Source organism: Sphingopyxis sp. (assembly GCF_035998905.1).
GTDB lineage: Bacteria > Pseudomonadota > Alphaproteobacteria > Sphingomonadales > Sphingomonadaceae > Sphingopyxis.
In genome coordinates, this window is sequence record NZ_DASYHG010000024.1 from 346,827 (window position 1) to 367,571 (window position 20,745).

The following is a 20,745-nucleotide window of genomic DNA, read 5'->3' on the forward strand; positions in this document are numbered from 1 at the left end:
GGCTTACCACTCCTTCCGATAATCGTGGTTGGCCTTGACCATGTCCTTCAGCGTCGTCGGGCCGCCTTCGGGCTCGCTCGTATGACGCTTCGGATTCTGGGTCCCCGCCTTGGGCGACTTGCCCGCAGCAAGGTCGTCGAGAATGCGCGCCATGCTGTCGAAATCGAGGTCTTCATAATTATCGTCGTTGATCTGGACCATCGGCGCGTTGGTGCAGGTGCCCATGCACTCGACCTCGGTCAGCGTGAACAGGCCGTCAGGGGTCGTCTTGCCCTTGACCATGCCGCGATTCTTGCACGCGGCCATCACATCGTCCGACCCGCGCAGCAGGCACGGCGTCGTGCCGCAGACCTGCACATGATAGCGGCCGACGGGAACGAGATTGTACATCGTGTAGAAGGTCGCGACCTCATAGGCGCGGATGAACGGCATATCGAGCTGGGCCGCGACATATTCGATCACCGGCACCGGCAGCCAGCCCTGCGTCTGCGTCTCGGCGCCGACCTGACGCTGGGCAAGGTCGAGCAGCGGCATCACCGCCGAACGCTGGCGTCCCGCAGGATAGCGCGCGATGACCGCTTTCGCCTTCTCGGCATTCTCCGCCGTCCACGCAAAAGCGCCCCAGCGCGCGCGGGTTTCGGCTTCGTCGGGAATTTGGGGTGCGTCAGCCACGGGCCAAACCTCGTTCAATATATCGTCCGACATACATGCCGAGCGTCGCCGCAACGGCCGTAGAGACGATTTCCTTTATCGGCGCTTCGCCATGAAAAGCGGCAAGATAGGCCGCAACGGCGGACGCAAATCCCGCGAGCGCGAGTATGAGAATTGCAAGCTCCCGCATCACCGGTCGCACTCCCCGAACACGACGTCGATCGCGCCGATGATCGCAGTGGTATCGGCGAGCATGTGGCCCTTCGACATCATGTCCATTGCCTGCAGGTGCGAAAACGCCGTCGGGCGGATCTTGCAGCGATACGGCTTGTTGGTGCCGTCGCTGACCAGATAGACGCCGAATTCGCCCTTGGGGCTTTCGGTCGCGACATAGACTTCGCCCGCGGGGACGTGGAAACCCTCGGTATAGAGCTTGAAGTGGTGGATCAGCGATTCCATCGACTGCTTCATCTCGCCGCGCTTCGGCGGCACGACCTTGCGGTCGAGGCTGGCGATCGGGCCAGTCGGCATGTCGCGCAGACACTGGAGGATGATGCGCGCCGACTGATAGACTTCCTGCACGCGGACCATGAAGCGGTCGTAGCAGTCACCGCGCGTGCCGACGGGAATGTCGAATTCCATCTTGGCATAGGCGTCATAGGGCTGCGACTTACGCAAATCCCATGCGATGCCGCTGCCGCGGATCATCGGGCCCGAAAAGCCCCATGCCAGCGCGTCTTCCTTCGACACCGTCGCGATGTCGACGTTGCGCTGTTTGAAGATGCGGTTGTCGATGACGAGGCTCATCGCGTCGCCGAACAGCTTCGGCAGGCGCTTTTCGCACCATTCGCCGATGTCGTAGAGCAGCCGTTCGGGGACGTCCTGATGGACGCCACCGGGACGGAAATAGGCCGAGTGCATGCGCGCGCCCGACGCGCGCTCGAAGAAGTTCAGGCAATCCTCGCGCAGCTCGAACACCCAGAGGTTCGGCGTCATCGCGCCGACGTCCATGACGTGCGACCCGATGTTGAGCATGTGATTGCAGATGCGCGTCAGCTCGGCGAACAGCGTGCGGAGATATTGCGCGCGTGCCGGGACTTCGAGATCAAGCAGCTTTTCGATGGCCAGCACGTAAGAGTGCTCCATCCCAAGCGGCGAGCAATAGTCGAGCCGGTCGAAATAGGGCAAAGCCTGCAGATAGGTCTTATACTCGATCAGCTTTTCGGTGCCGCGGTGGAGCAGCCCGACGTGCGGATCGACGCGCTCGATGATTTCGCCGTCGAGCTCCATCACCATGCGGAGCACGCCGTGCGCCGCGGGATGCTGCGGACCGAAGTTGATCGTATAGTTGGTGACGACCTGATCGCCCGCAGTATCGGCGGTGTCGACCGGATAGCCTTCGAACATGTCGCTGCCATGGTGCTTGACCTGGGGGGAGTCGGTCATGCGTCGCCTCCTTTAGGTTTGCGCGGCGCGCGCGGCTTGGCGGGAGCCTTTTCGGCCTTCTTGGTTGCCGGGGTCTTCGCCTTTGCGGTCGCAGTCGCCTTCGCGCCGTCGCGGCTCGTCTTGGCAGCCTTGATATTGGTCTTGGCGCCCGCGCCGGTCTGCTCGGGCTTTTCGGTCGTCTTCGGGGTCGGCGGCGGCGGCGCCTTGTCTTTCTCCGCCTTATCGTCGGCCTTCTTGACTGCTTCCGCGGTCATCGGCGACGGAGCGCCCTTGCCCGGGCCTTCGCCCGTGCCACCGGCCTTTTCATCACCGGGCAGCACATAATCGGCGCCTTCCCAGGGTGAGAGGAAGTCGAAATTGCGGAAATCCTGCGCGAGCCGCACCGGTTCATAGACGACGCGCTTGTCCTCTTCGGAATAGCGCAGCTCGGTATAGCCGGTCAGCGGGAAGTCCTTGCGCTGCGGATGCCCCTGGAAACCATAGTCGGTCAGGATGCGGCGCAGGTCGGTGTTGCCGGCGAACAGCACGCCGTACATGTCGAACACTTCGCGTTCGAGCCAGCCGGCGTTCGGCCACACCGGAACGATCGTCGGCACCGGCGTCGCTTCGTCGGTCGAAACGCGCACGCGCAGACGGTGGTTCTTCGTGACGCTGAGCAGGTGATAGACGACCTCGAACCGCTCGGCGCGGTCGGGATAATCGACCCCGGCGATCTCCATCAGCTGCTGGTATTCCAGATTGTCGCGCAGGCTGACCATCACCCCGGCGACGGCTTCGCGCGCCACGGTGATGCTGTCTTCGCCGACGAGGAAATCGTGCGCGATAAGGTCGGTGCCGATCAATTTCTTGAGCGCGGCCGCCAGCGCCGGCTGCGGCGCAACGAGGGGAGCGGGACTGGCCATCAGCGTTCGATCGTCCCCGTGCGGCGGATCTTCCGCTGCAATTGCATCACGCCATAAAGCAAGGCTTCGGCGGTCGGCGGGCAACCCGGCACATAGATGTCGACGGGCACGATGCGATCGCAGCCGCGAACGACCGAATAGCTGTAGTGATAATAGCCGCCGCCATTGGCGCAGCTACCCATCGAGATGACGTACTTCGGGTTCGACATCTGGTCGTAGACGCGGCGCAGCGCGGGCGCCATCTTGTTGCAGAGCGTACCCGCGACGATCATCACGTCGGACTGGCGCGGGGATGCGCGCGGTGCGGCACCGAAGCGTTCCATGTCATACCGCGGCATGTTGACGTGGATCATCTCGACCGCGCAGCAAGCGAGACCGAAGGTCATCCACCAGAGCGAGCCCGTACGCGCCCAGTTGAACAGGTCCTCGGTCGAGGTGACGAGGAAGCCCTTGTCGCCGACTTCGCTGTTGAGGTCGTCGAAAAAGCTCTGATCCGGGTTCGTCCCCGGGGCGACCGGCATCTGGCCGGGCATGATGATGCTGGAAGTGCTCATTCCCAATCCAACGCGCCTTTTTTCCACGCGTACACAAGGCCGAGCGTGAGTTCGGCGAGGAAAACCATCATCGTCGCCCAGCCGGCCCAGCCGATATTCTCGAGGCTCACGGCCCAGGGAAACAGGAAGGCGGCTTCGAGATCGAAGATGATGAAGAGGATGGCGACGAGGTAGAAACGCACGTCGAACTGGCTGCGCGCGTCCTCGAATGCCGGAAAGCCGCATTCATATTCGGTCAGCTTCGCCGGATCGGGCTTGTGCGCCCCGGTCAGCCGCGCGACGCCCATCGGAAGGAATACGAAGGCGGAAGACAGGCCGACGGCGATGACCAGAAAGATCAGAATCGGCAAATATTGCGTCAGATCGACCATGGGAGCTCGCAGTTCAGTGGTTCATATTTTGGGGTGTCCTGCACCCTTTGTTGCGGGCGCTTTAGGCCAGCACGCCGCGCCTCGCAAGCGCTGCGGGCAGGATTTTCGTATCCCGTGTGACCAAAAGCATAATGCGCGCTGGCGAGCGGGCCTATCGCTGTGATACGCCAGCCGAAAAGGGCCGCAGTGCCGCGCTTTTCAGGCGCAGTTTCGACGAAGGGAGCATATATGGGACCAATTACCGTTCGCGCCGCGCTGGCGCTGGGAGCCGCTGCGCTTTTTTCGGCGACTCCGGCGCACGCCGAACTGATCAACGCGGCGAATCCGGCAACGATCAAGGCGATCGTCGAGTCGCAGGGCTGGCCCGCGACAATCGTGGCCAAGGACGGCGATGACCCCTATATCGAGAGCACTCGCAACGGCCTGAAGTTCCTCGTCCTGTTCATGAACTGCGACGAGGGGAAGAAGTGCAAGACGCTGCAATATTATATGGGATTCAGCGACGCGAAGGGCGTCACGCTCGACAAGCTCAACAAGTGGAACAAGGACAAGCGTTTCGCCCGCGCCTACAAGGATGACGAGGGTGATCCGGTACTCGAAATGGACGTCGACCTCGATTTCGCGGGCATCCCGCGCGAGAATGTCGGCGAAACCTTCAACACCTGGTCGTCGCTGATGGACAGCTTTCGCGAGTATGTTTTCGAAAAATAGTCTTGCCGCCCTCCCCTTCACGGGGAGGGCGCAAGATTGTCAGGCGTTGCGGAGCGCGCCCGCGACGAGCTTCTGCAGCTTCGAATGCACCGCGGCGCTGCCGGCGATGAATTCGCTGCGTTCGATCGCGCGATCGCCGCCGCGAAAATCGCTGACGAAACCGCCAGCCTCGCGCACGAGCAACATGCCCGCCGCGACATCCCAGACCTGCAGGTCGCTTTCCCAGAAACCGTCGTAGCGACCCGCCGCGACCCATGCGAGGTCGAGGCTGGCGGCGCCGAAGCGGCGGATACCGGCGACTTCGGGCGCCACCGCACCGAAAATGCGGCTCCACTGCGCCATATTGCCGTGGCCCATATACGGAATGCCGGTCGAGATCAGGCACTCGTTGAGGTGGCGGCGCGATGCGACGCGCAGGCGCCGGTCGTGGAGCCACGCCCCGCGGCCGCGTTCGGCCCAATAGCTTTCGTCGGTGATCGGCTGATAGACGAGCGCCGCGGTGACGTCGCCCCAGCCGCCGCCGGGCTTCGGTTCCTGCACCGCGATCGAAATCGCGAAATGCGGGATCGCGTGGAGGAAGTTCGAGGTGCCGTCGAGCGGATCGATGATGAAGCGCGGCTTGCCGGGCTCGCCTTCGATGATACCGCCCTCTTCGAGCACAAAGCCCCAGCCCGGACGGTCGCGGCCGAGCTCGTCGTACAGCGTGCGCTCGGCCGCCTGGTCGGCTTTCGACACGAAGTCCGCGGGTCCCTTTTGCGAGACCTGCAGATGCTCGATCTCGCCGAAGTCGCGGCGCAGCTTCGTGCCGGCCTTGCGCGCGGCGCGTTCCATGACGGTGATGATGCCAGATACGGCCATGTCTACAATCCTGCGTTGGCCATGTCGTTGGCCAAGTTCTTCAAATCTCGAAGCAGCGCGCCGTCGTGCCAGCGCTCACCGCCCTCGCCTCGCGTTAGAAGCGCGATAGCGCGGTCTTCAAATCCGTTGCCAACCGGGCCAAAATCGAGCCAGCCATCGACAAAATTCCGCTCAAACTTCTCTGTCGACAGCTCCCCACTCAGAAAGCTGTCGACAAATTCTGACGGGCGCGGCGCTCCGGACAACTGCTCAATCAGTCGGCGCGGCGGACATATTCGCGGTCGTACACATGCACAACGATCTTGGTTCCGCTCGTGATGTGCGGCGGCACCATCACGCGCACGCCATTGTCGAGGATCGCGGGCTTGTACGACGACGAGGCCGTCTGGCCCTTCACAACCGCGTCGGCCTCGACGATCGTCGCTTCGATCGTTTCGGGGAGTTCGACCGAGATCGGGCGCTCTTCCCAAAGCTCGAGCACGACGTCCATGCCGTCCTGCAGGAATTCATGCGCTTCGCCGACGACATCCTTGCCGATGTTGATCTGTTCGAACGTGTCCTTGTCCATGAAGACCAGATCGTCGCCCTCGGCATAGAGGAACTGGAAATCCTTGGTGTCGAGGCGGACCTTTTCGACCGTGTCGGCGCTGCGGAAACGGTTGTTGAGCTTGCGCCCGTCGATCAGATTCTTGGCTTCGACCTGCATATAGGCGCCGCCCTTGCCCGGCTGGGTGTGCTGGATCTTGGTGACCTTCCAGATGCCACCTTCATATTCGATAATATTGCCGGGACGGATTTCAACGCCGGTGATCTTCATCGCGCACACTCACAGTTCAAGGATGGAAAGAGCAGGCCGGCGCCCCGCGGGCACCGGTATCAGGTGCGCGCCTTTAGCCGCGCCAGCGCCGAAGGGCAAGCCGCGTGTCAGGGCGTCGCAACGACCATCGCGCGCGTACGCTTGTAGCTGAGCCAGACGAGACCCACGAACAGGATCAGGCCGACCCACGGCGCATAGGGTGCATAGCCCTCGCCGACGACCGCCAGCGGCGCATCGCTGCCGCTGCCCGCGACGATACCCGCATAGAGCACCCCGAACAGGCTTTCGCCGACGATCATCCCCGTCGCGGTGAGCACGCCCATGCGATGCGCAAAGCTCGCGTTCGGGCGTTTCGAGGCCCAGCGATCGTAGAACCAGCCACCGACCGCGCCAATGACGACCGGCAGGATCACCGCCATCGGCAAATAGATGCCGATGCCGATCGCCAGCGGCGGCAGGCGCAGCTTGCCCGCGCGGCCGAGCAGCGCATCGACGATGATGAAGCCCACTCCCGCGAGCGCGCCATAGGTCAGCATCGTCCAGTTGAGGTCGCCGCCAAGCACGCCCTGCGCGAGCGACGAGATGAGCCCCGCCTGCGGCGCCGCAAGCGCGTTCGGGCCCGCCCCCGGTGCGCCGACGAAGCCGAGCGTTTCGTTGAGCACGTTGAGCACCGGCGGCACGACGAGCGAGCCGAAGATCACGCCAATGATCAGCGCGACCTGCTGCTTCCACGGCGTCGCGCCGACCAACTGGCCGGTCTTGAGATCCTGCAAATTGTCGTTCGAAATCGTCGCGATACCGAAGACGAGGCCCGTGACGATCAGCGCGTAGGCGACCATCGCATTGACTTCGGCCTCTCCCCCGCCGCGGCCGAGCAGGCCGAGGAGCAGCAGCGACGAGGCGATGATCGCGAGGATGCCGATGCCCGATACAGGCGAATTCGATGCGCCGATCAGACCCGCCATATAGCCGGTGACCGAGGCGATCATCAGCCCGACGATGATGATAAAGAGGATCGCGCCGGCGATCAGTGCGAACGACGCGCCCGCGAGGGGGCCGCCGGCAAGCTCGGACCAGAGCAGCCAGCCGATCGGCAACATGAGTGCCAGCGATCCGCCGAACACCCAGTTGATCGACATATCCTGTTCTTCGACCGCGAGCACATGCCCGCCCTGCCGTGCGCGGCTCGCCGCCATAGCGGAACGGATGCCTCCGAGGACCGGGCCGGCAATCTTGATCAGCGTCCAGATGGCGGCGATGGCGATCACGCCCGCGCCAAAGAAACGAACGTCGGCGCGGAATACCGTATTCGCCAGCGTCTCGGCATCGCCTGCCCCGCCTTGCGTCAGGATCGGCAGCAGCACCCACCAGCCCGTCACCATACCGACAAGCTGCGCCATGCCGACCGACAGACCCACGAGATGCCCGACCCCGAAGAGGGCAAAGGCAAGCCCGCCCGAGATCCCGGTGGCACCGCTGCCGACGGTGAACCAGCGCGCGACCTCTGCTCCGGCGAGCTTCATCTGTGTGAGCAGGGTAAAGCCCGCAGCGACAAGGCTGTTCCACAGCAGCGCCGACAGGCCCGCCTTGTTTTCGACAGCCCCCTCGGCGCTCGCCGCGCCGACCTGCAGCACCTCGGCGGCGGCGCGGCCTTCGGGATAGGGGAGGTCCGAGTCGACGACGAGTGCACGGCGCAGCGGCACCGAAAAGAGCACGCCCAATATGCCGCCGAGCATCGTGATCGCGGTGGTTTCGAGTAGCGGGAAGCCCTGCCAGTAACCGACCATGACGAGACCGGGGAGGACGAAGATGATCGCCGCCAGCGTCCCCGCGGCGCTCGCGATCGTCTGGACGATATTATTCTCGAGGATCGTCGAGCCGGCCATATAGCGCAGCAACGCCATCGAGATGACCGCCGCCGGGATCGAGGTCGCAAAGGTCAATCCGACCTTCAGCCCCAGATAGACGTTCGCCGCGGTGAACATCAAAGTCAGCAAGCCGCCGAGCAGGATCGCGCGGATGGTGAGTTCGCGCCCGCGGGGCGTAGCCTTTGTCGTGTCGGTCATCAAAATATCTCCCCGCCCGCTGTCTTGCGGGGCGCCGCGCCGAGCGCAAGAGAAAAGCCATGAACCGAAGCCCGTTGGACCGAAACGCCAAAAGCGACGGGCCGATATTCTTTTGACGCATCGATCCAATAAGTGACGGGACATCGATGCGAAATCGGCGCCCATGATGAGTATCGATCTTTCCGACCTCACCCCGCCGTCCCCGCGCGGTAACGCAGCACCTTCGTCGCGCAGGGCGCCTTGCGCCGGCCTTTTTGGCTGGCGCAAGGATGCGGCCGCGGAGCCGCGTGCGCCCCAAAATGCGCCGAAAATGCCGGGACGCGATTATCCGGCGGGCTGATCGCCGAGGAGCGAGGCAAAGGCGCGCACCGCTGCGCCCGGCCCTTCGGAGTGCGCCCAAACCCCGCCGGATACGGCCAGGAAGTCGGCTCCGGCCTCGATCAGCGTCGGCGCGTTATCGACAGTGATCCCGCCGATCGCAACGCAGGGCAGCTCGAACATGCCCTGCCACCATGTGAGGATCTCGGGATCGGCGTGATGCTCGACCGTCTTGGTCGTGGTCGGGAAAAAGGCGCCGAAGGCGACGTAATCCGCGCCCGCTTCGCCGGCCTCCATCGCGAGGTGGCGACTCGCATGACACGTCACCCCGATCTGCGCATCGGGACCGAGGACACGCCGCGCCTCCTTGGGATCGCCGTCGCCCTGCCCCAGATGCACGCCGTCGGCGTCGAGGCGCTTCGCGAGCGCCACATCGTCGTTGACGATGAACGCCACGTCGTGCGCGGTGCAGATCGCCTGTAGCGGTTCGGCAAGCCGTGCCGCCTCATGCTGGTCGAGACCCTTGACGCGAAACTGGAACGCCGCAACGGGTCCGGCGCCCAGCGCTTCGGCGAGCTGGGCCGGAAAATCGCCGCCGACATCGAGCGGTGAAATCAGGTAAAGTTGGCAGGTTGGTGCTTTCATGGCGCGTTCATAGCGGCGAGGTCACAGACGGGCAAATGCAGAACATATGCCGCCTCGCGATCCTTGCCCTCCCCGCTGCAGTGGCCCTTTCCGCCTGCGCCACGACGCCCGGCGCGCCGCTTGCCGACGGCCGCGACGTCGCGCTCGGCCAGAGGGCCTATGTCGACGGCCCGATCGTCCAGCCGGTCGAGGTGCTGGAGGACAGCCGCTGCCCGATGAATGCGCGCTGCGTCTGGGCGGGCCGCGTACGGGTGAAGATGGTGTGGATTCGCGGCAATGGCGAGAAACAGCCGTTCGAGGCGACACTGGGTGAACCCGTCCAGCTCGCCGACGGGCATTTCACGCTCGAATCGGTCCGGCCTGAAAAGCGCACCGATGTGACGATCAAGCCCGGCGACTATCGCTTCTCGCTCCGCTTCGCGGGCGGGCTCTAGAGCACCCGCGCCAGCACGAACCCGTCCCAGCCCTTGGCGCCGACCGTCTGGATCGCGGTTGCGTCGAGGCGAGGGTTCGCACCAAGCATGTCGAACAGCGCGCGTGTGCCGACGATGCGTTCGTCGGTGCTGCCGGCGTCGAGCACGCTGCCTTCGCGCACGACATTGTCGACGATGATCGTTGTGCCGGGACGGCCAAGGCGGATCGCCGCTTCGACGTATGCGGTATTGCTTTGCTTGTCGGCGTCGATGAAGACGAAATCGAAGGGCGCTTCGCCGTCCATCGCGGTAAGGCTGTCGACCGCGGGTCCGACACGGATATCGACCTTGCTCGCCAGTCCGGCGTTTTCCAGATTCGCTTGCGCGACGCGCGCGTGATGCGCTTCGAGTTCGAGCGTTACGAGTGCGCCGTCATCAGGCAGCGCGCGCGCCAGCCAGATCGTCGAATAGCCGCCGAGCGTTCCGATTTCGAGGATGCGTTTGGCGCCGGCCATCTGGGCGAGCAGGCAGAGTATCTTGCCCTGCGCTGCCGACACGTCGATCGGCGGCAGCCCCTGTTCGGCGTTGTTCGCGAGGGTGGTGGCAAGCGCGTCATCGTCACCAAGCAATCTGGCGGCGATATAGTCGTCGACGGCTTGCCACCGCTCTCCCATCACATCAGGCCACGGAGGCCGCGTGAATTTCGTTGATCGCGCCGCCGAGCGAGCTGTTGAACTCGTCGTCGCTCATCTGGTGGCGCAGGTCCTCAAGCAAGGCGCGGCTGAAGCTCGCGATGATACCGGGGTTCTTGGCCAGCTCGACGCAGGCTTCGGGACGCGCGAAGCCGCCCGACAGGGCGACGACGCGCAGCACCTTCGGATGATCGACGAGCGGCTGGAACAGGCCCGCTTCGGTCGGCAGCGACAGCTTCAGCATCACCGGGGCGCCGGTCCACGCGTCGAGCGCCGCGATCAGTTCGTTCAGCAGCAGGCGGTCGGCCGCATCGCGCTCGGCGCTCTTGATGTTCACTTCGGGTTCGATGATCGGGACGAGGCCGTGCGCCGCGATGCGCGCGGCTTCGGCGAACTGCTGCTCGACGATCGCTTTGATCCCCGCCGGGTTGGCGAGATTGACTACGCTGCGCATCTTGGTGCCGAACACGCCCTTGGCGACCGCGCGCGCGCACAGCTCGTCGAGGCCGGGGTTGGCCTTCATCAGCTGGACGCCGTCGGCTTCGTCTTCGAGACCCTTGTCGACCTTGAGGAAGGGCACGACGCCGCGCTCCCAAAGCAATGCCGGGACCGGCTTGCCGCCGGCTTCGCCGTCCATCGTGCGCTCGAACAGGATCGCGCCGATCACCTTGTCGCCATTGAAGCAGGGGGCGGTGACGATGCGGCTGCGCATGTCGTGGATCAGACCGAACATTTCCTCGTCGTTCGAGAAAGCGTCGGCTTCGATGCCATAGCCCTTCAATGCCTTGGGCGTCGAACCGCCGCTCTGGTCGAGTGCGGCGATAAAGCCCTGCCCCGATTTGATCTGGTCGAGCATGGCGGCATTGGCGGTGGTCATAGGATCTCCGGTGGTTTGCATACGTATGTGGCGGTGCGCATAGCGACCCCTTGGCCGCGATGCAATGCGGCAGGAAAGTCTAGGCCTTCAGCGCGTCCACGCCCGGCAGCGGCTTGCCTTCCATCCATTCGAGGAAGGCGCCGCCGGCGGTGGAGACGAAGGTGAAATCCTTGCCGACCCCGGCATGATTGAGCGCGGCGACGGTATCGCCGCCACCCGCGACCGAGATCAATGAACCTTCGCGCGTCAGCGCCGCAGCGGTCTTGGCAAGCGCGACGGTTGCGGTGTCGAACGGCGGGGTCTCGAACGCGCCGAGCGGGCCGTTCCACACCAGCGTGCGGCAATTTTTGAGCACATCCGCGAGCGCTTCGACCGCAGCGGGACCGACGTCGAGGATCATCTCGTCGGCAGCGACCTCGTGCACATTGACGGTGCGCGTCGGCGGGTTCGGGGCGAACTCCTTTGCCACCACGACGTCATAGGGCAGGTGGATCGTGCAGCCCGCGGCGTCGGCGGCGTCGAAAATCGCATTCGCGGTATCGACGAGGTCATGTTCGCACAGCGATTTGCCGACATCGACCCCGCGCGCGGCGAGGAAAGTGTTCGCCATGCCGCCGCCGATGATCAGATGATCGACCTTGCCGACGAGGTTGCGGAGCACATCGATCTTGCTCGACACTTTCGCACCGCCCACCACGGCAGCGACCGGATGCGCCGGGTTGCCGAGCGCGGCGTCGAGCGCCTTGAGCTCGGCTTCCATCGCGCGGCCGGCATAGGCCGGCAAGCGGCGCGCGATACCCTCGGTCGAACCATGCGCGCGGTGCGCCGCCGAAAAGGCATCGTTGACATAGATGTCGCCGATTTCGGCCAATGCGTCGGCAAAGGCCGGATCATTTTTCTCTTCGCCGGGATAGAAGCGCGTGTTTTCAAGCACTGCGACGTCGCCGGCGGCGAGCACCGCGACGCCCGCCTTCGCACCCTCGCCAATAGCCTCGGGAATGAACATGACCGAATGGCCGAGCACATCCTCGACCCCGCCCATGACGAGGCTCAGCGACTGGGTCGGGTTCTTCGCGCCCTTCGGCCGTCCGAAATGCGCGAGGAGCAGGACGATCGCGCCCTTGTCCGACAGTTCGCGGATCGTCGGCATCGCCGCCTGGATCCGCGTCGCGTCGCTGACCGCGCCATCGATCATCGGGACGTTGAGGTCGACGCGCACGAGGACGCGCTTGCCGGTGACGTCACCGATATCGTCGAGGGTTTTGAACGCGGTCATATTTTTCACTCCGTACCCGGAGTGTGCCCCTGCGAAGGCAGGGGCCCATCTCCTATGCGCTCCGTCTCCGCCGCCGCCAGTTTGATATTGATACGGCGGGAGATGGGCCCCTGCCTTCGCAGGGGCACAGGCAAATTAAAGGAACTTGGCGATCACGCCAGCCGTGTCGATCATGCGGTTCGAGAAGCCCCATTCATTGTCGTACCAGCTGAGCACGCGCACCAGCTTGCCGTCGATCACCGCCGTTTCGAGGCTGTCGATCGTCGAGCTCGCCGCATTATGGTTGAAGTCGATCGAAACCAGCGGTTCTTCGGTATAGCCCAGCACGCCCTTCAGCGGGCCTTCGGCTGCGGCCTTGAGTACGGCGTTGACCTCTTCCTTCGTCGTTTCGCGCAGCGGCGTGAAGGTCAGGTCGACGACCGAGACATTCGGGGTCGGAACGCGGATCGACGAGCCGTCGAGCTTGCCCTTGAGTTCGGGCAGAACGAGACCGACGGCCACCGCCGCACCGGTCGAGGTCGGGATCATCGACATCGCGGCGGCGCGGGCGCGACGCGGGTCGTCGTGGATCTGGTCGAGGATCTTCTGGTCGTTGGTATAGGCGTGGATCGTCGTCATCAGGCCGCGCTCGATACCGAATGCCTCGTGCAGCACCTTGGCAAAGGGGGCGAGGCAGTTGGTCGTGCACGACGCGTTCGAGATGATCAGGTGATCGGCGGTGATCTGGTCGTCGTTGACGCCGTAAACGACGGTCAGGTCGACCTCCTTGGCGGGGGCCGAGATCAGCACGCGCTTCGCGCCGGCGTCGAGATGCTTCTGGCCGCCGGCCTTGTTGGTGAAGAAGCCGGTGCATTCCATCACGATGTCGATGCCGTTCGCGGCGTGCGGCAGTGCGGCGGGGTCGCGCTCGGCAGTAACCTGGATGCGCTTGCCGTTGACGATCAGGTCGCTGCCGTCGATTTCGACGGTGCCGTTGAACGCGCCGTGGACCGAGTCATGGCGGAGCAGGCGGGCATTCGCCTTCGCATCGCCAAGGTCGTTGATCGACACCAGTTCGAGGTCATGGTCGGTACGCTCCAGGATGGCGCGCGCGACATTGCGACCGATGCGTCCGAAACCGTTGATTGCGACTTTCACTGCCATGTCGAAATAACCTTTCTGCGTAATGGGCCGTCGGTCCTTATGCGCCGAGCCGTGCCAGGATCTGGGGGGTGATAGCATCTGCGGTCAGGCCGAAATGCTTGAATAGGTCTTCGATCGGAGCCGAAGCGCCGAAGCTGTCGATACCGAAGCGCAGGCCGTGGCGGCCCGTATAACGCTCCCAGCCGAAGGTCGTGCCCGCCTCGATCGATACGATCAACGCATCGTCGGGCAGGATATCGGCCTGATAAGCTGCCGCCTGTTCGTCGAAAAGCTCGGTCGAGACCATCGAGACGACGTCGGCGCCGTGGCCGGCGGCCTCGAGCTTGTCGGCGACTTCCATCGCGAGCGACACTTCGGAACCCGTTGCAACGAGGACGACCTTGCGCGCAGCCGAAGCATCGCGAAGGCGGTAACCGCCTTTCGCGCAAAGATTTTCGGTGACGTCATGACGCAGCGGCGGGAGGTTCTGGCGGGTGAGCGCGAGCAGCGACGGCCGGTCTTCCTGCGCGAGCGCGAGCGCCCAGCATTCGGCGGTCTCGACCGCGTCGGCGGGACGCATCACGAGCAGGTTCGGCATCGCGCGCAGCGACTGGAGGTGCTCGATCGGCTGGTGCGTCGGGCCGTCTTCGCCGAGGCCGATACTGTCGTGCGTCATCACATAGACGACGCGCTGCTGCTGGAGCGCCGACAGGCGGATCGCGGCGCGGCAATAGTCGGCAAAGACGAGGAAGGTGCCGCCGTAGGGCACGACGCCGCCGTGCAGCGCCATGCCGTTCATCGCGGCGGCCATGCCGAATTCACGGATGCCATAATAGATATAACGGCCCGAATAATCGTCTTTAGTCAGCGGCTTGGTCGACGATGTTTTCGTGTTGTTCGAACCCGTAAGGTCGGCGCTGCCGCCAATCAGCGATGCGATATCGGCCGTGAGTGCGCCGAGCGTGTTCTCCGACGCCTTGCGCGTTGCCACCTTCGGGGGTTCGGCAACGAGGCCATCGAGATAGGCCTTGAAGGCATCGCCAGGAACGACCTTGCCGCTCAGGCGATCTTCAAATTCCTTTTTCTTTTCGCTGCTTGCAAGGCGATCATTCCATTCCGAATGAAGCTTCTTGCCCTTCTCGCCGAACGCCGCCCAGGCCGATGCGATGTCCGCGGGAATGATGAAGGGTTCGGCGGTCCAGCCCAGTTCCTTACGCGCCGCGGCGATCTCGTCGGCGCCGAGCGGGGCGCCGTGCGTCGCAGAGGTGCCCTGCTTGTTCGGTGCGCCGAAGCCGATGATCGTCCGGCACGCGATCAGCGACGGGCGCGGATCGGCGAGCGCGGCGTCGATCGCGCGGCGGATGTCGGCGGGATCGTGGCCATCGCAGCTTTCGACATGCCAGCCGGTCGCCGCATAGCGCGCCGGAATGTCTTCGCTCGTCGACAGGTCGGTCGACCCGTCGATGGTGATCTTGTTATCGTCCCACAGCACGGTCAGGCGGCCGAGGCCGAGGTGGCCGGCAAGCCCGATGGCTTCGTGGTTGATGCCTTCCATCAGGCAGCCGTCGCCCGCGATCACCCAAGTGCGGTGATCGACGAGGTCGTCGCCATAGAGTGCATTGAGGTGGCGCTCGGCGATCGCCATGCCAACCGAGGTCGCAAGCCCCTGCCCCAGCGGGCCGGTCGTCGTCTCGACGCCCGCGAGCTCGAAATTTTCCGGGTGGCCCGCACACGGACTGTGGAGCTGGCGGAAATTGCGGATATCGTCGAGCGTCGGGCGCGCATAACCGGCAAGATGCAGCGTCGCGTAGGCAAGCATCGAGCCGTGACCCGCCGACAGGACGAATCGGTCGCGATCGGCCCAATGCGGGTCGGTCGCATCGAACTTCAGATAGTCCGAATAAAGGACAGTGGCGACGTCGGCCATGCCCATCGGCATCCCCGGATGGCCGCTGTTTGCGGCCTGTACGGCATCCATCGCGAGCGCGCGGATGGCATTGGCGAGCTGACGTTCGGGCAGTGTCATTTGTCCCCCGGAAATGGCTGGGCTGGTGCCGGACCCGAAGAGACTCTGGGGGCCCGGACTGGATGCGGACAGCCCTTTGCGGCGGCGGGGACAGGAGTCAACCGCCCGTAGCGGAAAATCCGCGCATTTTCGGCCGAGAGGACAATTGCACGGCCTCCCCGCCGCTGCTAACCCTTGGACATGGAACTCGATCTCGACGAATCCAGCCTGGCCATCGGCCGTATCGAACGCGCATTGAGTCGTATCGAAAAAGCCCTGACCGACCGCGCGAACCGGCCCGCCGCAGCCGTCCAGCCCCCGACAGCCGACCAGTCGGCTCTCAAGGCCGAGGTTGCTGCGGTGATCGGCGAGCTCGACCGGCTGATCGCGGAGGCCGACCGTGGCTGACGTCAAACTGACCATCGCAGGCCGCCCCTATGACCTCCATTGCGAGGACGGGCAGGAAGCGCAGCTGCTCCAGCTCGCCGCCGTCGTCGACGAAAAGGCGCGCGCGATGGCAGGCGGGACCGAGGTTCGCCAGCTTCTTTTCGCCGCGCTGATGCTCGCCGACGATGCGCAGGACGCGAAGGGCAAGATCGAGAAATCCGAACCGCAATCCGATTCGCTTCGCGCCGCCGTCGCGCTCGCCGAAAGCCGCGAGGCCGCTGCCCGCGACGAACTGCGCGCCGCGATGACGCGCGAACAGGCGGCACTCAAGGAACTGGAGGCCGCGCGGCAGGCAAGCTCGGCCGCGGCGCCTTCCGTAAAACCCGCGCACGATCGCGCGCTCTTGCAGATTGCCGACCGGATCGAAGCTCTCGCTGCGAAAGTGGAGCAACTCCCTTGAGCAAGCACGGCCGCGCCCCTACATAGGGGGCGGCGGGTACTGCCCGGCACGAGCTTTTGCGAAAATCCCTGAGGCGATACATCATCCTAGGGAGCTGTCCCTGCCCGGACCCTGGTCCGACGTACATGGTTCCCACCTGACGTTACTGGCGTCAGAGGATCTTCCAGCAAACGACCTCGGCGGTCCCGCCAACCCTATAGCCAGTCCATATCCCAGGTCTCACGGGGAGAGGCGATGACCGACTTGTCCGCCGATCTGGCCCAGCAGAAGCAGAAACTGCGCGAAAAATTGCGCTTCCGGCGCAAGCATTTTGCCGCGAATCTCGACGGGATGGCGCAGCTCGCGGCGTTTCGCGCCCTGCCCGCACCGCTTTCCGACCTCCTCGCCGACCACGCGATGGTCGGCGCCTATGCCGCGTGGGGTGACGAGCCCGACATCATGCCGATGTTCGCGAGCCTCGCCGAAGCCGGCGCGCTCGTGCTGCCGCATCATGCCGGGCGGGTCGATGAAATGACCTTTCGCCGCTGGCGGCCGGGCGAATCGCTGGCAAAGGGGCCATGGAGCACCCGGCAACCCGCCGACGGCGCGCCGACGACCGTCCCCGACCTCATTTTCTGCCCGCTGGTCGGCTTTGACCGCCGTGGCGGCCGGATCGGCCAGGGCGGCGGCCATTATGACCGCTATTTCGCCGCGCACCCCGCCGCATTGCGAATCGGCGTCGGCTGGTCGGTGCAGGAAATCGACACGGTCCCGCGCGAATCGACCGACATCACGCTCGATGCGATCCTGACCGAACAAGAATTCATCCTTTGTGGAGACCGTTTGTGAGCCAAATACCCCCCGGCCCCCAGCCGAGCTGGCGCAAGCCCGCCGGCATGTTCCTGATCCTCGCGCTGATCGCGGTGTGGACGGCCATCGTGGTCAGCGTCTCGCCATGGGTCGGCACATGGCCGGTGCTGGTGCAGGCGATCTTCTATCTGGCGGCGGGGATCGTCTGGATCCTTCCGCTCAAGCCGCTGCTGCGCTGGATGGAACTGGGGAGATGGCGCGGCTGAAGCGCCGCGCCATATTCCCGATTTCCAGTGATGGAAGGTCCCAAGCTGCGGTGGCCATTCCGTCCGAAAATGGAAGGAATGGCGCGAGTGACGGGGCTCGAACCCGCGACCTCCGGCGTGACAGGCCGGCACTCTAACCAACTGAGCTACACCCGCGTGTGCTTGGGAGCCGCGCCAATATGGCCCCTGCCCCGACCTGTCAACCGTCGCTTTCATCCTGCGTGCGATTTAATCGATCGCGCACCTCGTCGGTCGTGGTCAGCGTGCCATGTTCGAAAAGGAAACCCGCCAGATCGGGCGTTCCGGTGGATGCGAGCACGGTCTGCAGGATCAGCAGCAGCGGAACCGCCAGCAAAGCGCCCGGCGTCCCCCACACCCATCCCCAGAAGCTCAGCGACACGAGAATCAGCAGCGGGTTGATCGTCAGACGCTTGCCCAGCACCAGCGGGGTGATCAGATTCGCCTCGACCAGATGGACGCCGATGAAGATCAGTGCTGGCAGAAGCGCGAGCCCGACCGCATCGAAGGTCATCAAGCCGCCGAGCCCGAGCAGCACCGCCGCGACGATCGGCCCCAGATAGGGCACGAAATTGCAGATGCTGACGATCCCGCCCCACATGAACGGCGACGGCATGCCGAGTGCCCACAGCAGGAGCGATACCGTCAGGCCGAGAATCGCGTTGATCATCGTGATCGTCGCCAAATAGTCGGCGGTCGCGTCGACGACATTCTGGATCACGCGCGCGGTCTGCATCGCGCCGTCGAAGCTGCCGCGCCGCCGAATCGTGCCTTTGCGCAGCCGCGTCCAGCCCGACAGGAAGAAGAAGATGACGAGCACCGCGAAAAAGAGCTGGATTGCCGCCGAGGGCGCCGACGAGATGAAATAGTCGACGACCGAGGTCGGCGCGGTCGCCGCCACCGCCTGAGCCGTCGCCTCGGTCCCGCTCGCCACCGACATCAATGTCCGGTCGACGAAGCGCTGCAGCGTCGAATAAAAATCGATCAGCGGCGCAAGGTTGCTCTGGATACGCGGGATCGAATCAGGAAGCCGCGCGAACCAGCCCGTGGCGGGCACGACGATGATCGCCAGCGCGGCATTGATGATGGCGAGGAAGGCCGCGAGCGAGAGGAAAGCCGCCAGCGCGGACGGCACGCCGCGCCGCTCGAGCCATTCGAGCAGCGGGACGAGCGCGATTGCGATGACGATCGCGGCGGTGAGCGGCAGGAAGAATTCGGCCCCCGCCTGCAACGCAAAGGGCAGACCGAGGCAGAAGGCGGCGCCAAGGATCAGCGCGAGCGCGGCGAGCAGCCGATCGCGGCGGAAATCGTCGATCTCGATCTGGTGCAGCGGATTGACGCGCGGCGGCCGTCCCTCCTTGCTGCCCCTGTCCTCCGCCACCCCTGTTCTCCTCGTCGATTGCCGCACCTTACGCGCGCTTGGCGTGCCGCGCCAGCCGCCCCATTTTGCGACGAACCGATGCCCTGTCCTGTCCCCATTTGGAGCAAAACACGTCTTTCTACCTGCTTTTTAACCAGAAATTACCCTTTATCGGCGACTGAAGGCTCCAAGGACCAACCTATTCGGAGTCAAAGTGATGATGATAGCGCCTGTGGGGGGCGCGAAGCATCGGCTTCTTCCCTCTTGTTCGACCATCGCCTTGCTGGCTGCGCTCGCGCTGCCGATGCAGGCTCATGCCGCCGGTACACGCGCCGGCTCGACAATCAGCAACACCGCAAGCGCGAGCTTCGATACGGGCGGCGGCACGACGACGGTCGATTCGAACCGCGTCGACCTGCTCGTCGACGAATTGCTCGACGTCACGGTCGATTCGAGCAATCCCGCCGACGTGCCGACCACGCCGGGCGCAACGGGCCAGGTGCTGACCTTCTCGGTCACCAATAACGGCAATGGCGTCGAAGCCTTCGGGCTCAGCACGATCGCCAATGCCGGCGGCGACAATTATGATCCCGCCGTCACGCAAATCTATCTCGACAATGGCGACGGCCTTTTCGACGCCAGTACGGACACGCTTTATACGCCGGGCGCGAACGATCCGTCGCTCAATCCCGACCAGAGTATCACCGTCTTCGTCCTCGCAACGACGCCGGGAACGGTTGTCGACGGCAATCGCGGCATCGTCAGCCTCGTCGCCGCGGCGAAAACCGGAACGGGCGATCCGGGCGACAGCTTCGCGGGACAGGGTGAAGGCGGCGGCGACGCCGTCGTCGGCTCGACCGGCGCCGACGGGCAGGATGTGGGGGCGTTCATCGTGTCCGCCGCGACGGTGACGCTCGTCAAATCGGCGGTCGTTACCAATTCGCTTGGCACGGCCGACCCGATCCCCGGCGCGACGATTACCTATACGATCGTCGCGACCGTCGCGGGCAGCGGTTCGGTCAGCGGCCTCGCCATCACCGACAATATCCCGGCCGACACCAGCTATGTTCCCGGCTCGATCCGGCTCGGCGGCAGCACGCTGTCCGACGCCGCCGACGCCGATGCCGGCGACTACAACGGCACGCGGATCAACGTCGCGCTCGGCACGGTCGCCGGCGGCCAGACCCGTACTGTCACCTTCCAGACCCTGATCGATTGATGGAGATGCGCATGCGCACCCTGTTTTTCCTTTTGCTTGCCGCGCTGATGCCGGGGCAGGCGCTCGCCGCGAACCAGGTCGCACTCGACAACCATGTGTTCGTCGAACGCGTATCGACCGATGCACAAGGCAAGCAGCGGATCCTGCTCGAAGAACCGAAAGTGGTCGTTCCCGGCGACCGGCTCGTCTTCGTGCTCAACTATCGCAATGCCGGCGCGCAGCCGGCCGACAAGTTCGTGATCACCAACCCGTTGCCCGCCGCGGTCCGTTTCGCCGACGCTGGCGATACCCGGCCCCTCTTTTCGGTCGATGGCGGCAAGCAGTGGGGACTGCTTGCCGACCTTTCGGTTCCGATGACCGACGGCACGCGCCGCGCGGCGCAGGCGGCCGACGTCACGCACATCCGCTGGGCTTTCCAGAACCCGATCCCGGTCGGGGGTACTGGCAAGCTCATGTTCCGGGGAGTTGTAAAATAACTGAATAAATAAAGCCGCTTAACGGTTGCCAGCGGTGGGGAAACGG

25 protein-coding genes and 1 tRNA gene are annotated in these 20,745 nt (G+C 64.5%); 8 read left to right on the plus strand and 18 right to left on the minus strand.

Features of this window, described 5'->3' with window-relative positions:
* Positions 1-3 precede the first annotated feature (3 nt).
* Genes VGN62_RS14185 through VGN62_RS14210 form a run of 6 tightly spaced genes read right to left on the minus strand, consistent with a single transcriptional unit; the run spans position 4 to position 3,924 of the window.
* Positions 4-672, minus strand: a complete 669-nt coding sequence (locus VGN62_RS14185) for an NAD(P)H-dependent oxidoreductase subunit E (RefSeq protein WP_327454950.1) — start codon at positions 670-672, stop codon at positions 4-6.
* The gene (locus VGN62_RS14190) at positions 665-844 is read right to left on the minus strand and encodes a hypothetical protein (protein WP_327454952.1); all 180 of its coding nucleotides are present in this window, start codon (positions 842-844) and stop codon (positions 665-667) included. Before VGN62_RS14190 ends, VGN62_RS14185 begins: the two co-directional genes overlap by 8 nt.
* A complete protein-coding gene (locus VGN62_RS14195) occupies positions 841-2,058 on the minus strand; it encodes an NADH-quinone oxidoreductase subunit D (protein WP_327455033.1) in 1,218 nt (405 codons plus the stop codon). Before VGN62_RS14195 ends, VGN62_RS14190 begins: the two co-directional genes overlap by 4 nt.
* 35 nt (positions 2,059-2,093) lie before the next feature.
* Positions 2,094-2,999: an NADH-quinone oxidoreductase subunit C gene (locus tag VGN62_RS14200; protein ID WP_327454954.1), complete on the minus strand. Its 906-nt coding sequence runs from the start codon at positions 2,997-2,999 to the stop codon at positions 2,094-2,096.
* Positions 2,999-3,553, minus strand: coding sequence for a NuoB/complex I 20 kDa subunit family protein (locus tag VGN62_RS14205; protein ID WP_037510811.1), 555 nt, complete (start codon positions 3,551-3,553; stop codon positions 2,999-3,001). Before VGN62_RS14205 ends, VGN62_RS14200 begins: the two co-directional genes overlap by 1 nt.
* A complete protein-coding gene (locus tag VGN62_RS14210; protein ID WP_327454957.1) occupies positions 3,550-3,924 on the minus strand; it encodes an NADH-quinone oxidoreductase subunit A in 375 nt (124 codons plus the stop codon). Before VGN62_RS14210 ends, VGN62_RS14205 begins: the two co-directional genes overlap by 4 nt.
* Positions 3,925-4,152: 228 nt before the next feature.
* Between VGN62_RS14210 and VGN62_RS14215 the strand changes: the two genes are divergently transcribed.
* Complete coding sequence (locus VGN62_RS14215) at positions 4,153-4,635, plus strand: YbjN domain-containing protein (RefSeq protein WP_327454959.1); 483 nt, start codon at positions 4,153-4,155, stop codon at positions 4,633-4,635.
* Between the two features lie 39 nt (positions 4,636-4,674).
* On the opposite strand, the gene VGN62_RS14220 is transcribed toward VGN62_RS14215, so the two are convergent.
* From VGN62_RS14220 to thiE, 5 genes are all read right to left on the minus strand, one after another.
* Entirely contained in the window at positions 4,675-5,493 is an 819-nt protein-coding gene (locus tag VGN62_RS14220; RefSeq protein WP_225940624.1) for an inositol monophosphatase family protein, read from the minus strand.
* A gap of 2 nt (positions 5,494-5,495) precedes the next feature.
* Positions 5,496-5,738, minus strand: a complete 243-nt coding sequence (locus tag VGN62_RS14225; protein WP_327454963.1) for a hypothetical protein — start codon at positions 5,736-5,738, stop codon at positions 5,496-5,498.
* An 8-nt stretch (positions 5,739-5,746) separates the two neighbouring features.
* Positions 5,747-6,310 carry an elongation factor P gene (gene efp / locus VGN62_RS14230; RefSeq protein ID WP_327454965.1) on the minus strand — a complete coding sequence of 188 codons (564 nt, stop codon included), beginning with the start codon at positions 6,308-6,310 and terminating at the stop codon, positions 5,747-5,749.
* Positions 6,311-6,417: 107 nt separating this feature from the next.
* Entirely contained in the window at positions 6,418-8,376 is a 1,959-nt protein-coding gene (locus tag VGN62_RS14235) for an OPT family oligopeptide transporter (protein ID WP_327454967.1), read from the minus strand.
* Positions 8,377-8,700: 324 nt separating this feature from the next.
* Positions 8,701-9,339 carry a thiamine phosphate synthase gene (thiE, locus tag VGN62_RS14240; RefSeq protein ID WP_327454969.1) on the minus strand — a complete coding sequence of 213 codons (639 nt, stop codon included), beginning with the start codon at positions 9,337-9,339 and terminating at the stop codon, positions 8,701-8,703.
* A gap of 35 nt (positions 9,340-9,374) precedes the next feature.
* On the opposite strand from thiE, the gene VGN62_RS14245 reads away from it, so the two are divergent.
* Positions 9,375-9,773: a hypothetical protein gene (locus tag VGN62_RS14245; protein WP_327454971.1), complete on the plus strand. Its 399-nt coding sequence runs from the start codon at positions 9,375-9,377 to the stop codon at positions 9,771-9,773.
* On the opposite strand, the gene VGN62_RS14250 is transcribed toward VGN62_RS14245, so the two are convergent.
* From VGN62_RS14250 to tkt, 5 genes are all read right to left on the minus strand, one after another.
* Complete coding sequence (locus VGN62_RS14250; RefSeq protein WP_327454973.1) at positions 9,770-10,426, minus strand: O-methyltransferase; 657 nt, start codon at positions 10,424-10,426, stop codon at positions 9,770-9,772. The genes VGN62_RS14245 and VGN62_RS14250 overlap by 4 nt on opposite strands.
* Positions 10,427-10,430: 4 nt before the next feature.
* A complete protein-coding gene (locus VGN62_RS14255) occupies positions 10,431-11,300 on the minus strand; it encodes a fructose bisphosphate aldolase (protein ID WP_414713284.1) in 870 nt (289 codons plus the stop codon).
* Between the two features lie 100 nt (positions 11,301-11,400).
* Entirely contained in the window at positions 11,401-12,597 is a 1,197-nt protein-coding gene (locus tag VGN62_RS14260; RefSeq protein WP_327454977.1) for a phosphoglycerate kinase, read from the minus strand.
* A 135-nt stretch (positions 12,598-12,732) separates the two neighbouring features.
* Positions 12,733-13,740: a type I glyceraldehyde-3-phosphate dehydrogenase gene (gene gap, locus VGN62_RS14265; RefSeq protein ID WP_327454979.1), complete on the minus strand. Its 1,008-nt coding sequence runs from the start codon at positions 13,738-13,740 to the stop codon at positions 12,733-12,735.
* 37 nt (positions 13,741-13,777) lie between these two features.
* The gene (gene tkt, locus VGN62_RS14270; protein ID WP_327454981.1) at positions 13,778-15,745 is read right to left on the minus strand and encodes a transketolase; all 1,968 of its coding nucleotides are present in this window, start codon (positions 15,743-15,745) and stop codon (positions 13,778-13,780) included.
* A gap of 180 nt (positions 15,746-15,925) precedes the next feature.
* On the opposite strand from tkt, the gene VGN62_RS14275 reads away from it, so the two are divergent.
* The 4 genes from VGN62_RS14275 to VGN62_RS14290 all read left to right on the plus strand — a co-directional run bounded on the left by VGN62_RS14275 (position 15,926) and on the right by VGN62_RS14290 (position 17,626).
* Positions 15,926-16,132 (plus strand): hypothetical protein, encoded by a 207-nt coding sequence (locus VGN62_RS14275; protein WP_327454983.1) that lies wholly within the window; start codon positions 15,926-15,928, stop codon positions 16,130-16,132.
* The gene (locus VGN62_RS14280) at positions 16,125-16,571 is read left to right on the plus strand and encodes a cell division protein ZapA (protein WP_327454985.1); all 447 of its coding nucleotides are present in this window, start codon (positions 16,125-16,127) and stop codon (positions 16,569-16,571) included. The genes VGN62_RS14275 and VGN62_RS14280 overlap by 8 nt, the downstream gene beginning before the upstream one ends.
* 234 nt (positions 16,572-16,805) lie before the next feature.
* Positions 16,806-17,399 (plus strand): 5-formyltetrahydrofolate cyclo-ligase, encoded by a 594-nt coding sequence (locus VGN62_RS14285; protein WP_327454987.1) that lies wholly within the window; start codon positions 16,806-16,808, stop codon positions 17,397-17,399.
* On the plus strand, positions 17,396-17,626 hold the full coding sequence (locus VGN62_RS14290; protein WP_327454989.1) for a DUF2842 domain-containing protein: 231 nt from the start codon (positions 17,396-17,398) through the stop codon (positions 17,624-17,626). The genes VGN62_RS14285 and VGN62_RS14290 overlap by 4 nt, the downstream gene beginning before the upstream one ends.
* A gap of 79 nt (positions 17,627-17,705) precedes the next feature.
* Here the strand turns inward: VGN62_RS14290 and VGN62_RS14295 are convergent.
* Together VGN62_RS14295 and VGN62_RS14300 are read right to left on the minus strand one after the other, a co-directional pair.
* Positions 17,706-17,782: transfer RNA gene (locus VGN62_RS14295), tRNA-Asp, on the minus strand.
* Positions 17,783-17,825: 43 nt separating this feature from the next.
* Positions 17,826-19,025 (minus strand): AI-2E family transporter, encoded by a 1,200-nt coding sequence (locus VGN62_RS14300; protein WP_327454991.1) that lies wholly within the window; start codon positions 19,023-19,025, stop codon positions 17,826-17,828.
* A gap of 196 nt (positions 19,026-19,221) precedes the next feature.
* On the opposite strand from VGN62_RS14300, the gene VGN62_RS14305 reads away from it, so the two are divergent.
* A complete protein-coding gene (locus VGN62_RS14305) occupies positions 19,222-20,223 on the plus strand; it encodes a hypothetical protein (RefSeq protein WP_327454993.1) in 1,002 nt (333 codons plus the stop codon).
* An 11-nt stretch (positions 20,224-20,234) separates the two neighbouring features.
* A complete protein-coding gene (locus VGN62_RS14310; RefSeq protein ID WP_327454995.1) occupies positions 20,235-20,699 on the plus strand; it encodes a hypothetical protein in 465 nt (154 codons plus the stop codon).
* Positions 20,700-20,745: the final 46 nt, after the last annotated feature.